This window comes from Vibrio sp. 1F279, from assembly GCF_041439815.1.
Lineage (GTDB): Bacteria > Pseudomonadota > Gammaproteobacteria > Enterobacterales > Vibrionaceae > Vibrio > Vibrio tasmaniensis_A.
Map to the genome: position 1 here is coordinate 1 of NZ_JBGOOU010000031.1, position 13,631 is coordinate 13,631.

17 protein-coding genes are annotated in these 13,631 nt (G+C 39.2%); 8 read left to right on the plus strand and 9 right to left on the minus strand.

Annotation, left to right across the window (positions count from 1 at the left end):
* The first annotated feature begins 635 nt into the window (after positions 1 to 635).
* A complete protein-coding gene (locus ACED60_RS19240) occupies positions 636 to 2,213 on the plus strand; it encodes a hypothetical protein (RefSeq protein ID WP_371728239.1) in 1,578 nt (525 codons plus the stop codon).
* A 282-nt stretch (positions 2,214 to 2,495) separates the two neighbouring features.
* Here the strand turns inward: ACED60_RS19240 and ACED60_RS19245 are convergent, their stop codons facing one another.
* Complete coding sequence (locus ACED60_RS19245; protein WP_371728240.1) at positions 2,496 to 2,744, minus strand: hypothetical protein; 249 nt, start codon at positions 2,742 to 2,744, stop codon at positions 2,496 to 2,498.
* A 115-nt stretch (positions 2,745 to 2,859) separates the two neighbouring features.
* On the opposite strand from ACED60_RS19245, the gene ACED60_RS19250 reads away from it, so the two are divergent.
* Both ACED60_RS19250 and ACED60_RS19255 read left to right on the plus strand, forming a co-directional pair.
* A complete protein-coding gene (locus ACED60_RS19250; protein WP_371728241.1) occupies positions 2,860 to 3,960 on the plus strand; it encodes a hypothetical protein in 1,101 nt (366 codons plus the stop codon).
* A 210-nt stretch (positions 3,961 to 4,170) separates the two neighbouring features.
* Entirely contained in the window at positions 4,171 to 4,863 is a 693-nt protein-coding gene (locus tag ACED60_RS19255; protein ID WP_371728242.1) for an inovirus Gp2 family protein, read from the plus strand.
* Positions 4,864 to 4,897: 34 nt separating this feature from the next.
* Here the strand turns inward: ACED60_RS19255 and ACED60_RS19260 are convergent, their stop codons facing one another.
* The 3 genes from ACED60_RS19260 to ACED60_RS19270 form a co-directional block, all read right to left on the minus strand.
* Entirely contained in the window at positions 4,898 to 5,398 is a 501-nt protein-coding gene (locus tag ACED60_RS19260) for a lecithin retinol acyltransferase family protein (protein WP_371728243.1), read from the minus strand.
* A gap of 65 nt (positions 5,399 to 5,463) precedes the next feature.
* Complete coding sequence (locus ACED60_RS19265; protein WP_371728244.1) at positions 5,464 to 6,285, minus strand: hypothetical protein; 822 nt, start codon at positions 6,283 to 6,285, stop codon at positions 5,464 to 5,466.
* Positions 6,286 to 6,438: 153 nt separating this feature from the next.
* A complete protein-coding gene (locus tag ACED60_RS19270) occupies positions 6,439 to 6,588 on the minus strand; it encodes a hypothetical protein (protein ID WP_164880363.1) in 150 nt (49 codons plus the stop codon).
* A gap of 100 nt (positions 6,589 to 6,688) precedes the next feature.
* Here ACED60_RS19270 and ACED60_RS19275 point away from each other — a divergent pair, with 100 nt between their 5' ends.
* Complete coding sequence (locus ACED60_RS19275) at positions 6,689 to 6,913, plus strand: helix-turn-helix domain-containing protein (RefSeq protein WP_371728245.1); 225 nt, start codon at positions 6,689 to 6,691, stop codon at positions 6,911 to 6,913.
* 108 nt (positions 6,914 to 7,021) lie between these two features.
* On the opposite strand, the gene ACED60_RS19280 is transcribed toward ACED60_RS19275, so the two are convergent.
* The 5 genes from ACED60_RS19280 to radC all read right to left on the minus strand — a co-directional run bounded on the left by ACED60_RS19280 (position 7,022) and on the right by radC (position 9,147).
* Positions 7,022 to 7,237: a hypothetical protein gene (locus ACED60_RS19280; RefSeq protein WP_240697024.1), complete on the minus strand. Its 216-nt coding sequence runs from the start codon at positions 7,235 to 7,237 to the stop codon at positions 7,022 to 7,024.
* Positions 7,213 to 7,581, minus strand: coding sequence for a tyrosine-type recombinase/integrase (locus ACED60_RS19285; RefSeq protein ID WP_371728246.1), 369 nt, complete (start codon positions 7,579 to 7,581; stop codon positions 7,213 to 7,215). The genes ACED60_RS19280 and ACED60_RS19285 overlap by 25 nt, the downstream gene beginning before the upstream one ends.
* Before the next feature lie 187 nt (positions 7,582 to 7,768).
* On the minus strand, positions 7,769 to 8,212 hold the full coding sequence (locus tag ACED60_RS19290) for a DUF2787 domain-containing protein (RefSeq protein ID WP_371728247.1): 444 nt from the start codon (positions 8,210 to 8,212) through the stop codon (positions 7,769 to 7,771).
* A 27-nt stretch (positions 8,213 to 8,239) separates the two neighbouring features.
* A complete protein-coding gene (locus tag ACED60_RS19295; protein WP_371728248.1) occupies positions 8,240 to 8,674 on the minus strand; it encodes a DUF2787 family protein in 435 nt (144 codons plus the stop codon).
* A complete protein-coding gene (gene radC / locus ACED60_RS19300; RefSeq protein ID WP_371728249.1) occupies positions 8,671 to 9,147 on the minus strand; it encodes a DNA repair protein RadC in 477 nt (158 codons plus the stop codon). Before radC ends, ACED60_RS19295 begins: the two co-directional genes overlap by 4 nt.
* A 220-nt stretch (positions 9,148 to 9,367) precedes the next feature.
* Between radC and ACED60_RS19305 the strand changes: the two genes are divergently transcribed.
* From ACED60_RS19305 to ACED60_RS19320, 4 genes are all read left to right on the plus strand, one after another.
* Positions 9,368 to 9,805 carry an RNase H family protein gene (locus tag ACED60_RS19305; RefSeq protein WP_371728250.1) on the plus strand — a complete coding sequence of 146 codons (438 nt, stop codon included), beginning with the start codon at positions 9,368 to 9,370 and terminating at the stop codon, positions 9,803 to 9,805.
* Between the two features lie 120 nt (positions 9,806 to 9,925).
* Entirely contained in the window at positions 9,926 to 10,141 is a 216-nt protein-coding gene (locus ACED60_RS19310; RefSeq protein WP_371728272.1) for an AlpA family transcriptional regulator, read from the plus strand.
* Between the two features lie 160 nt (positions 10,142 to 10,301).
* The gene (locus ACED60_RS19315; protein ID WP_371728251.1) at positions 10,302 to 10,499 is read left to right on the plus strand and encodes a ribbon-helix-helix protein, CopG family; all 198 of its coding nucleotides are present in this window, start codon (positions 10,302 to 10,304) and stop codon (positions 10,497 to 10,499) included.
* A complete protein-coding gene (locus ACED60_RS19320) occupies positions 10,496 to 13,621 on the plus strand; it encodes an anti-phage-associated DUF499 domain-containing protein (RefSeq protein ID WP_371728252.1) in 3,126 nt (1,041 codons plus the stop codon). Before ACED60_RS19315 ends, ACED60_RS19320 begins: the two co-directional genes overlap by 4 nt.
* Positions 13,622 to 13,631: the final 10 nt, after the last annotated feature.

Sequence of the window (13,631 nt, forward strand, 5' to 3'; positions counted from 1 at the left end):
ATCTTATTCTTCGTGCCGGTTAATTAGAATGCGGGGTTCATGACGCGCTTACAGTCAAATTATTGAATGTGCGAATACAAAAAGGGCGGTAAATCAGTGATTTACCGCCCTTTCCAAACGTTTGGTGGGCTGGCGTAAGTTGAACTGATTACTTAAGCTTCTGATTTAAATGGATAGATTTAAATTTGATTTCTTCCTGTGTACCTTGTGATGTACCCATTTTTGTTTATCACCTCAGATTTATTCATAATTAGCTTATTTTTTATTTGCTGTTTTTAAAGTCGGACTGCTAACGCATTTCTACTTTAAGGTGGGTATAGGGTGAGTATGCTTTGCAAAAGTTGGTGTTAGGCTCAATGTGTTCGAAACTTGTTGCCAATATGCAGGTAGAGAAACTACCGTAAACATATTAATTTTATCAACGAAGTCCTCACATACTGTGATGGTTTTTAATATATGATATATAAGGATTAATTATGTCTAAAGATAACAGTACTCGTGGTCCATCAAGTCATCCAGGCCCTGGCGGTAATTGGCCTTCTAGCACTGGTGGTAAGTCTGGAGGTGGGCGCGGTAATGCTCCTGCTAAAAAGTAAATAATATTCAAGGAAGGGCCTGTAGGCCCTTTTAAATATATGAAAAATGAACATTGTAGTTTTCCTACCATTGGTGATTTGATTAGGGGAATCTTCAACGCTTCAGGGCTACTCGCTAGGAAAAACTCTGAAGAACGAATTATTAATGAAAGTAATAAAAAAACAATCCAGATGAAACTTAAGAGGTTGTCAGATGAAACCTCAAGGCTTGATGATCAACTTAATGAACTACTCTCTTTATTGACAGATTTACTATATGAGGTAATTCGTGACGAAAAGGTTGTGTTGGCTATAATGGCTTCATTGGATGATGTTTTAGCTCAATACAAAGACTTGATAAGGGAAGAAGGGACTTACTTATCTTATAGTGGTAGTGTGAAATGGTTGATTTACTCTCGAGGTTTGGAGAGATTAGTAATATCGATTAATAAAAATCAGCTAGCTTTTAATATTTCTCAATCTAATTTTAACTTTCCAAAAGATTTTCGGTGGTGGCTCCCAACTTTTAGTAAAGAGGGCGTTGTTTGGCCTATTAAAAAAGTGTGGTTATGGATTTACTCTGAAATGGGTATGTCTCAACGTCAGTTTCATTTGATATCCGGAAAAAATGCTGAACAACAAGAGCGATATTTAGAAAATGTACAACGTTGGAGTTGTGATAGACAATTACCTTCTACCAACGCAATGTTAGATTGTTTGGATAGGTCATTATGTTTATTAAAAACAGATAAGAATATTAATGTTTCAGAGTGCCAGGAAAAGTCCTTTCGCACTGCGTTGCTTATCGCCAGGATTTCAACTTACGTATTTAAATCAATTCAAACACACTTTGGTAATCACTTTACTAAAAGTATAACTAGAACGATTTCTGTTCAGTATAATAGATTGAAAAAAGAGTCTAAAGATATCAGGGGAATATGCAAAAAGGTAAATGACCTCTCTAGTAATATACCGAAAAATATCACAGATAACTTGATATTTGATGCGGTTACTCAATACTGGTATAACAAATCAGATAAAATAATAAATTATTCTCACTTGAATAAGAATGTAATAATTTCTCTTTCAAAAAATAACAAGTTACCGTCTAGGCATAAAATTCGGCAGATAAGGAATCAGGTTGGAGAGTTTATGCTATCCTCTGTATTAAGGCAATATAAGATTGATTTTATAATGATGCCAAGTCAAGACTTTGGCAACTTATATTTTGAAGGGCTAAGTATAAAGAAAGGGCCGAAATCGATAGAAGAAATTGTTAGCTATAGAAATAAATTAATAAATAACAATTTGATTGAACAATTAGAATGGTTAGTGAATTGGTCCTATGCGAATTACTATTACCGAATAGAGTCTTTTTCAGATGCCTATCCTTATTATAAAATGGCTTTTGAACAAGGAAAGTACAGTGCTGGAAAAAATCAATATATGCTAGTTAACCAGTATATTGAGATTTGCGCAAAAAATAACAAACTAAAAGATTTTAAAAAAGGAATCTCTTGGGCTAATTATTTAGGCTTAGATGTTCGTTGGTTAAGGAATATGGAAGATCCTGAATCAGAGGGAAGTATAAAATGCTTGTATACTTTATTTAGTAAAGCAAGATATTTCGATGTGTAACTTTTAATATTGAAATTTGGTTTTTGCTTTTATTTGTATTTTTTGAAATGTTACTTATTTCTGTTTTAGTCTAGATACTTGGTTGTCTAGACTTTTAATTTTATTCTCTAATCTTGTTATTTCTCGTTTGAATACAGAGTTATCAATTAAAGATTCAATACTTTGGCTAATATTTTTTAGTTTTTGAGTCTTTTTTATATACTTTAATTTTTCGTAAGTATCCTTGTTCAAGGTTATTGTTATATCCTTATTATCTTTCTTTTTCCTTCTCTCAAATTGATGCTAGGAATCCTTCATTTTTTTTAAGTCCTGATAACGTATCAGTTGATCTTTTAATGGGGTGAAATATTCAGCGGATTGCTCTAACAGGTGATCTTTCGTTGGGTCTTTTTCTGTTGAGGTGAACTGTAGTAAATCTGGATTAGGAATACCATTTTTTTCAAAATACTGACTTAGCCAAACTCGCATTCTTTTACTACCAAAGTTAACCCATTGTTCAAAGTCTCTATGTTCTTTTGTCTCCACTAACATATCACAATTACCCTGCTCATATGAGATTTTACATGTAATTCTACATGTAAGTTTAGTGCTGTCAAACTATTTGTGATATGTTCATAATAGGTATTATGTATGAAATGGTGGTGTGATGCTAGATGCTTTTGAAGGAAGAAAAGGTATAAAGGCCCAAGATAGGCTTATCTACCTACGGTGGCTTTGGTTCGTTCACAAAGGTAAAAAGGAGGGAGTGCCTATTGCTAAACTAGCCAACATACTGATGCTAAGTGAATCGACAGTAAGAAACGCGATTGCTCGTTTAAATACTGCTGATTATTTAGAGATCACGATGAATGAGGAAAAGACGTCAGAAAAGATCTATAAGATAAAAAACACTCATAAAATACCAGTGTTTTTTTACGGTAAAAAAGCAAATTACATACAAGCCTTGTTAGGCGTTGATGATTTGACTAAATCATCGGCTGAAAGCTTGGCCCGAAAATTTATGAAAGCGGCCTTAGTAATGCTAAGTAATGATATTGGTCTGGTTTCAAATATAGGCCTCAATAAGTTAGCTTGTTTCACGGGCTTATCATTAGCAAGAGTACGTAAATTTATAGATGAGTTACTCCATGATGATTTCATTTTAAAATTTATTTCGGGAGGCAATGTTCCAAATTTATACCCAAAATGTAAGTCAATTTTTATTTTAAACCCTAGTTATTTTGGTGGCGGGTTACTAAGAATAAATAACTTTCCTGAAGAGAGATTGTTTGGACTAAAAGTAAATGATGAAGTAAGTAGAGCGCTAAACAAGCGTAACCGTAAAACAGGCAAAATCATTCTTGAAGTTGAGGTGCTGGCGATAAACAAACACAGATTAGCGCAGCGAATGTATCACTATTTTTATGATCTAGTATCTGAGTCTGTCGCTGAACGTGCTCCGTTTAAAGATAAGCAATTTATTACTTATATGTTAGCACCATCAACTAACACTGTAGTAAATACAGCAATTAAGTCATCTTGTAGTGAAGCTGTAACTCAATACGGTGATTTTATACTTGATCTTATTACCTACCTAGAAAAAAATATGCATTTACTAAATAAAAAAATACAGTTTTATTGTTTTAAAAGTAATGATGATTTTTTCGTCGTTTCGAATGCGAATACGTCATTTGAAGGAGAGTTGGAATGGACAGATCAAACAACCATTAACTTTCAAGGTGCAGGCTTTTCTTGGCAGTTGCACTAGTAATATAACTTTACAGTAGTTTTGAAGCCCTATTTATATACATGGCGGTGTTTAGCGGTATGTTTTATATTCTGTCTGTTTAATATACCAATATCACCTCTTAGTTATGACACCTATTAGGTAACTATAATCCCTGTAGTAGTTAAGCAATAAATCTATAAAAAATAACATCAATAGCCTTTCTATGAATCAAACATAGGAAGGCTTAAAGTGAATCATAACCATCAACGTTCTAAACAAAATAAAAACTTAAAACTTACTACTAAAAAAGCCTTTAGGGGGAGGCCTATACTTACAAGTCATGGTGCACTGTGTATTCCATACTTAGATAAAATCTATAATACGATTGAAATAGCTTTAGATAACTACCCTAGGTTAATGGCTATACGTGTAGACCTAAGGTTCCCTAAGTTAAAAGCGCATCAAGAGTGGGGTAATGTCGTTCAGCTTTTTATCCGCTCGTTACAATCTCAAATCGATTGCACAGCACGAAGAAAACAAAGGCTTGGGGAAATGGTTCATCCATGTAAAGTTCGTTATGTATGGGTAAAAGAACGTTCTACATCGATAGCAGATCATTATCACTTGTTGCTACTTTTTAATAAGGATCGGTTCAATTGGATAGGTACAACCAAAAATAAAAGTAATAACTTGGGTTCACTAATAGTTGAGGCGTGGGCCCGTGTGGTTGGTATTGATTACAACGAAGCTATTGGCCTAGTGTTTTTCTCTAAAGATAAGGGAAGTGTTGTTATCCATCGACTGCATAGTGGTTCAAATAGCTTTGATGATGACTTTGATGATGACTTTGATGAATTGTTTAAACACGTGAGCTATTTAGCAAAAGAAAAAACAAAGCACTATGGTGAGGGTAGTCGATGTTTTGGTTGTAGCAACCGATAGGTATTGGATGAAAAATAAAGGGGAGTGAATCCCCTTAACCTTTGTGACGATGTTTTAAGTCCCATACACGCCACTGACTGGCTTGAATGTGCACACGAGCGTCACGCTTAAGCTGAGTCAATGTGAAGGTGCTTGAGAACATGTCACCGTTTAGACAGTAGCTACAGAACTGATGGCAGTTTTCATTTAGCAGGGAATAGTCTGTTTGTACACCTAGCATGGCTTCTGCCATTTGAGCACAAGACTCACTCCCAACGGCACTACCTTGTACATTGCAACTGATATAAATGGAAATGGCTGTAGTGTCTGCTAGAAACTGACGAATCGATACGGCTTCGATAAGACCTTTCCTATTGCGATGGATGATATGTCCATCTCCCACGTAGACACCTGAATGTTCAGCAGAGCCAAATGCGAGATCGCAATACACAATGCTGCCTCTTTCTGGAGCCTGAGTTGTATGAAAGAGATTGTCGGCTAGACTTCTCCCTAATTGAGTTAGCCCTAGGGCTCCTAGTATTTTTAGTGGATTCATTATGAGCCTGTAATAAAAAAGCCCTGAGTTCTGATCTCAGGGCTTATGGTATGAACGTGAAACTTTTATTGGATTTGGCATTTCAGATCGTTGAGGTAGATAAGGTCATCACCGCCAAAGTTAAGCCGCTGGCTCCAGTGTTTCAGTGTTTGTTTTAATAGATAGTACGTTTCAGCTTGCTGGTCTTTGTATAGAAGGTTTAAAGACTTAAATAGGTCAAACTCGCAGCTTAATGTTTTATCATCAGAAAATTGAGCAGAGAAGCCATTGTATAGAAAGTGACTTTTCTCATTATCATCAACACTCCATTGGTAAATCTCATCGACGTTTACAAGGGTGATAAATTTAGAGCGACGATCTTCTAGTTGAGCGAGAGCTCCATCAATTCCGTCTGGATACTTTTCTTGTAACTCTTGCTGAGCTCGCTTGCTTCTTTCTAAAAGGTTTTCGAAGCGTTTCTTATCAAAGTATCCCGTTGCTTCATCATATTGCTCTTGATAGCTGGCTTGGTTATCAGCTAGCTTTTTGATTTTCTTGTATTCACTTGAATTTCTCTGAGCGAGTTTGTCTGCACTCTTGTTCAGTTCAGCCGATAATAGGTTGGAGAACTTCTGTGAAGGTATATCCATATTACAACGGTATTCAATCACTGTTCTGTCACGATTATCTTCAAATGTTTGCCATTCGACCTCATTACACACCTTACGATGATTGAAGGCTTGGTTGATAGTCAGTGACGGCTCATATTGAGTCAGTTGATTTTCTCCGTTTATATAGCTGAAAGGCTGTAGCTGTAGAGAGTCGGCTACATTGTCACCGCAGCCGAAGAGTAAAAGTGTAGTGGTAAGAGCGCTGATTGAAGTAACGGTACGAATTGGTACTGACATTGTTTTATCCTTAAGTGAAGGAGTGATTGATTCCCCCTAATAGCTGACTATCGTTTTAGTTGTCTTTATCTCATAGTCAGTAGCAGGTGATTTATTACCCGGTTAATTTACAAGGAGGGGGAAGTTGCGGTGATGGTGGGTTTGATGCTTCTTTTAATCAGCAACGACTTTATAAAGAATCCAGGCCAAAATAGGGTCAATTACCAGTCCGAGTAAAAGCCACCAACCAAAGCTGCGACCATTACTCTTCGCGTACAGCGCCAGTATAAAAGCGAAAAAGACCCATAAAAGCACTAAAATCATAATTTATTCTCCTTTTTGAATTGCTTGCACCGATACGGGTGCAATTTAAATAGTACATTAAACATAATCTATCTGCACCCATAATGGTGCAGGTGTGTTTGTGAACAAGATTGAGAAAAACATTACTGGAAATCAAATCCGCAATATCAGATTGTCTCAGCAGCTTTCTCAGCAAGATGTTGAACGAATGTGTAGCCTCAAAGGGTTTGATATGACAAGAAGCAAATTAGCGAAAGTTGAGTCTGGCATGGTTAGAGTGACGGACGAGATGCTAAAGGATCTTGCTGATGTATTGAATGTTGGTGTTGAAGAGTTCTTCTGTTAATTCTTAATCCAATATCGAATGACTTACTTAATATTGCGGTTTCAATAACCTCTGAACTCAATGTTTATAAGGGATCGTCGCTCCCGCCCCCTCACAAAATGTTCATTCTTAAAGTTCAAGAGAAACAAAATCTTTATCGACTTCATCTTGAGTGATACCGATATAGCGAAGCGTCACGCCCTCAGAAGTATGGCGAAGCATTTTCATGACACGGCCTATATCCTTTGTGGATTGGTAAAGAAAGTAACCTCGCGTCTTTCTCATCGAGTGAGTACCTAAAGCGATATTCAGCTCTTGGCCTACTTGCTGAAATGCCATCGACACAGCAAATCTCGCGACGCGCTGTGTCGATGGCATTTCAGCTGTTGGCATCGGTGGGATTGAAACAAGTAAATGTGGTCGGGATGTTGCTCCCTTAATCTAGCAATATGCTGCTGCGCTTTGGTATTGAGTTGAATGTTGGCGATCTTGCCCGTTTTACTTTCACGAATAATGAGTCGCTCCTGATGAATGTCTTCAAAGCGGATTGACAACAAATCAGAAATCCGCAGTGCTAAGTTTAATCCGATATGCCACACATCGGCCATTTGTGGATGACAACGATGACTCAATAGGTGACCAACCATACGTATAGTGTCATCGTCTTTAATTGCTTGGACTTCAGCCATAGTCTGCTTCCTTTTTTTTCTGTACAGAGGTGTTTTGGGAAGCACAAAGCCGACGATATTAAAGAGCCCTTACTGTATAAGGGATGGAAGCTTCCCGTTTTAACAATATGGGAAGCAGCTTCTTTTTGGCTCTGTGCTGATGGTTGTGTAGAGTGTTTGTGAGGTGAAAGGTAACGGGGTGATGTGTCTAACTACACTCGACTTGGATTTGGTCGTAGGCGTCCATCGACATATAGCTAAGAAAGTTTCCTTCCCATAGCTCGTAGAGTTCTCTCATCGTTGGTAAGCGAATGCTTTGCCATCCCGCATAACGCGAAAAGACCACTGAGTTTCCGATATCAAAATCAATATCTCTATCTAGCTCTGGGTAAGCACCACCGCAATAACTGAAGTCAGTGATGTAAAGGATGGTGTAGTGATTGTCTGAAACCTGGCTTAAAGCAATTTCAACAGGATGATAACCACCATTTTCAGCGCTGTAGCTTTTATCTCTGAAGTTCACAATGATGCTCTGCTTACCTCGGCTGTCAGAGTGTTGGCTAAGTACATGGTTTAAGCAGCTATGAAGCTTCTGGGAAATAGGTAAGCATGAAGGACTGAAAGTAACGGTTGATGATTGAGAGTTTGACATAGTCGATCCTTGTTTTTAAATATGAGATTACTTGATGGTCGTTGCAGCGAAGTAATCAAAGCTTTGCTGGTGGAAAGTGTTGGTTAACGCGTGTTGCCAAGAATGAAAGAGTTCGATGACTTGTGGCTGATTGAGGTCGCATCGCTCGATATCTGGTTGATAGAACCATTGATGGCTGAAGTTGAAATAAAGCTCTACTTCCAACTGCTCATCCTCATCGGAAGGAAAAGCAAAGCTGGTCATCGTCGCAATTTTCCAAGCTTCTTCTGGAGACTCTCTGAACAAGTGCACTTCCAATGGATGTGGACCTGATCTATGCGTTAGGTAGGGTGAGTGTCTAAAGTTAAGGGCAATACGCTCAGTAGTCTCAGGAATAGTGCACAAACTAATAGACGCTTCTAGGTAGCGTAGAAGATGCTGTGATAATGATGCGTAGCGACAAGGCAATAATACGGTCTTCATACCCACCCCTTTTCTGCAAATGACACACAATTCTCACCCACAACGATGTGGTCCAATACTCGTATATCCACCAGCTTAAGCGCATCCACTAGACGCTGCGTAATGCGTCTATCAGCCTGAGAGGGCTCGGCAATGCCTGAAGGATGGTTGTGAGCAAAAACCACCGCAGCAGCATTGTGGTTTAGTGCAGCCTTGAGTACTTCACGTGGATAGATTGAGGCCGCATCAATGGTGCCAAAGAACAGTTCTTCAAAACTGATCAACTGATGTTGGTTATCAAGAAACATCACAGCAAATACTTCGCGGTCGTGAGCCCCTAACTTGAGCTTTAAGTACTCTTTAACATTGGTGGGGTTAGTGAAGGTGCCTTCTCGTTTGTACTTTGCAGCCAGTGCTTCGGCTGCACGTTCTAGCAGTTCATTCAACTCTGAGGTTTTAAATGGGTAGTCGTGTTGGTTGTTAGAGTTACGCATAAGAGTTCCTTAGATCATCTGTTTGGTTATGCGTACTGATGAAATATATCTGAGAGCGTTTTGAATAGGGGAGTGAAGAGGATGAATTTCCAGAGACAGGTAAAAAATAACTTACTTACCGTTGTTATGTAGCAATCGCAATAAAGCGACGGATTAACATTCAACACAACAGAGCGGTGCAAAATTTGTATCGGCTGTTTAGTCTCTGGAGAGTATAAAAGTGAACAAAGAAATTTATGTAGAAACGGCCATCGTAAACAAGCAAAGAGGATTGATTGTTGGTGGAGTTGGAATGATTGCTCTTGATGATGGCGGAAGCATTAGTGATGAAGACTGGCAGACCTTTGACAGCATCATGGAGCGTAATTACTTAGAGTTATCAGCACTTGCGTTTGGATTAAAGTGCGCCTGTGATGGCGATATTATTTATTCAAGCAGTGACTATTGCGTTGATGGTTTTAATGATTGGCTTGATGGCTGGAAACGTCGAAATTGGCGTAAAGCAAATAAAAAGCCGATAGCTCATCAAGATCTTTGGGAGCTAGTGGATAAACGAAGTGAAGATAAACAAGTTGAGGTAAGAAAAGTCGCGGCTTGTTCCGCAGGAAAAGATGCGGCGTATAGATACGCACTCGCAGTGGCGAATGGTCAGTTATAACGATAATGAATCACTTGTTGGCACAGCCAGCAGGTGTTTTTTTTGTTGTTACTGGATTTGAAGGTGGCATTGAGCACCACAAGGTACAAAACGGTATTTTTCTACGTGACAGGTAATCCCATGGGAACCAATAACATAGGAGGACGTCCCATGAGATTTCTAAAGCTAAAAGAAGTAATGCAAAAGACGGCACTTAGCCGTTCTGCAATCTACAGAAAAATGGATGAAGGGAGTTTTCCTAAATCCGTGAGCTTGGGTGATAGGGCGGTTGCGTGGATAGAAAGCGAAGTGGAAGAGTGGATGGAGGCGATTCTGTTAGCTCGAATTAGTGTCTAAAATCCAGTAGCTGTTTAGTTAATATGCGTACTATTGACCGTTCTAGATCAAGGTAATTTAAAAACAAATTTTGACTTCGAATTTATGTACCTAGGTACTAGGTAAATTCTTAGACTGAATGTAAAATGCAGTACATCTGCAGGTACTTAGAGATAATAAAATGGCTACTACCAAAACTGCAACGTTGACCATACGAGTAGAACCAAATTTAAAAGAAGCGTTGCGCGCAGCGGCTCAAGCTGAACATCGCTCTATCGCTAATATGATTGAAGTGATGATTCGCGAGCATTGTGAAAAAAACGGTATAGCTATAGATAACGCCCAAGAATTAGATCAGCGTCAGGAGCTTAAGAAATGATTAAAACGGTTAAACAGGCATGTAGTTTCAACCCTGTAATTCAAGATTACAGGATGAGTCAAGGGATTGAAAACCTCGCAGACCTAATCACTGATGCTGGTGATGGAAGTGAGTTCTTTTCTCGTAACTTCGTTACTCACGGTATGGAGCAACTTTTCCGAGAAGGCATGCTGAGGTTGTCAGGAAAGTCTGATCAAGCTGTTTTCGAACTAACTCAAGCAATGGGTGGTGGTAAAACCCACATGATGATCGCCTTAGGTTTACTTGCTAAACATGCTCACCTAAGACCTGCTGTTTTGCCTGAGTCCCTTAATAGTCGTTTAGATTTTGGTAACGCTCGCATTGCTGCTTTTAACGGACGTAATAACCCTGATAATTATATTTGGGGTGATATAGCGACTCAACTTGGTGCTGCTGACGAAATTAAAGATTATTGGGTTAATGGACCAAAGTCAGTTGACCAACAAAAGTGGAAAGAAATTATCGGTGATAAACCAACACTGATTATGATTGATGAACTACCTCCGTATTTAGACAATGCAAGTACACAGGTTTTCGGTTCAGGCACTCTTGCTAATATGGTTGTTTATAGCCTGAGTACGTTGATGAGTGCAGCTTTAGAATTACCAAATTGCTGTATCGTTATGGCGAACCTTTCAGGTAGCTATAAAGCTCAGACAAAAGCACTTGCAGACTCTATATCTAACCTGCAACAAGAAACTCGCCGTCAATCAATGACTATCACCCCGGTACAATTATCGGGCAACGAAATCTATGATATTTTGAAAAAGCGTCTTGTTGATGAAATGCCGAGTGAGCAAGTAATCAACGACATAGCAGAAGAGTATGCACAGCAAATTAAGAAGGCGGAAGACGGCGGTTACATTATTGCCTCAAGCATCGAGCAGATAGCTGACCAAATTCGCGAGACATATCCGTTCCACCCTTCTTTCAAGCATTTAGTTGCTTTGTTTAAAGAAAACGAAGGCTTCCGCCAAACGCGTGGCTTGATGCAGTTTACTGCTCGACTTCTTAAAAGTGTTGACCAGCGGAAAACTGATGATGTGTTCCTTATTGGTACTCAGCACCTCGATTTAAATGACGAGCAAGTTAAAGATGAGATTGAGAGAATCTCTCCGAAGCTAGTCCCTGCAATAACACGAGACATTGCGGATAAGGGAGATGCAATTTCAGAGATTATCGATACAGAACAAGGTAACGATGCTTCAGCTCAATTAATGACTCTTTTGTTAGCTTCGTCTCTCTCTAGAGCGGTTGGTGGTCGCATTGGTTTATCTGAAAGCGAAATTATTGAGTTTTTAGCAGCACCAAACCGAAAAGCAGATGAATTCTTAGATGCTATCCAAAAACTACGTGAGCAAGCATGGTACTTGCACCGTGAAGATGAACGCTTCTTCATCAAAGAAACAGAAAATTTATCACGTCAGATAGAGCGAAGTGCAAAGGAAGTTCCACAACCAAAAGTTGACCAAGCGTTGATTAACCGCTTGAAAGGGATCTTGCAACCAAACTCTCGCAATACCTATCAAGATGTTCAAATTTTACCTCGAATGGATGAGCTTAAGCTAAGTGGTCCTCGTACTCTCATTGTTATTAAACCTGATGGTAGAGTACCACCAAGCGAGCTAATGAACTTTTTTGAATTCCAGCAAGAGAAAAACAACCTTTTAGTATTAACTGGGCAAGACAGTATCATGGCTGATGCTGTAGAAGAGAGGTTGCGTGAGTTATATGCAATAGAGTTGATTAACAAAAAGCTGAAATCTGGTGACACTTTATTCGAAGAAGCTAGAGACCGATTAGAAGAGGCCGAAGGACGTTTTGCCAAAGCACTATCTGCGTCTTATAACACGATTCTTTTCCCAGGTGTCGATGAGTTAGATGGTTCTGAGCGTTTGCTAAAAGTGACGATCGACAATGGATTAAAAATTGGTGATGGTGATCAGTCTGCCGAAGCCCAAATTGACAAGTTAATGGCAGATCCTCGCGCCAACTATAAGTTAGCTGCTGATCTAAAAGACGACTTTGCTCAGTACTTTGCAATGGCAGAGGTGGAGCTTTGGCCTTCTGGTGCAGGAAATAGACGCACTCCATGGAAAGATGTTGTTAGTAAAGCCAAATGTAACTCTGGTTGGCCTTGGATGCCTGGCAACAGTGGCATGGATACGTTAAAAGCAGAAGCACTCAAACAAGGTCGTTGGCGTCAAGGTGAAGATGGTTACGTTGAAAAAGGACCATTCCCTAAAGAGAAAACCAGCGTGAACGTATCTTTACTAAGTACACATCCAGATACTGGAGAGTCAGTGCTTAGCCTAACGCCGAGAAATGCTGGTGACAGTCCTGTAATTCATTATTCAAAAAGGTCTGAGGTTTTAGAAACGGATGCACAAGTTGAAGATAGTGAAAGCTTTAGTACAACTGATAGTACGCTTTACTTCCTAGTGAGAGACCCAAGTGGTAAATATGAAACAGGTGCGGCTACTCGTTGGGTTGCAGACCTTAAGATAAGACATCAGGTAGAGGCGTTGGCAGATAAACGAAAAATCACTCTGCAATGCACACCTAATGCTGACATGTTTTACACTTTGGATGGCTCTAACCCTAAAGATGGCTCAGCTTATGACAAGCCATTCGATATCGGTTCGGATGCAACACTGTTATTAGTTTATGCCAAATCAGGTGAAGCATCTAAGACAGCGGAATTTTCTATTCCACATTTTGGCGATAAAACTGTAAAAATTGACGACACTAAACCAGCAAGAATCAATAGTGCAAAGCGTGTATCACTTGATACTACCGATAAGGTTTTCTCAGTTATCAATCGATTCAAAGACCAGGCTTCAACTCAATTCAAAGGAGTTAGGATCGAAATTGGTGAAGGTGAAAACACCGTTGGTATTCGCTTTGGTGAGCGCCAAGTTACAGCAACCATGATCGAAAAAACAGTGAACAGCCTAAGAGAGCTACTCAATGAGGCAGATGCTGCGGTCACAGTTAACGTGAGAGATGGCATCGAGTTTGAAAATGGCTTTGAAGCAAAAGAGTTTGCTAAGTTAGCAGGTATTGAGCTTCGCCCTGGTGATGTAGCGCAGGAAGAATAACCCTGTATGT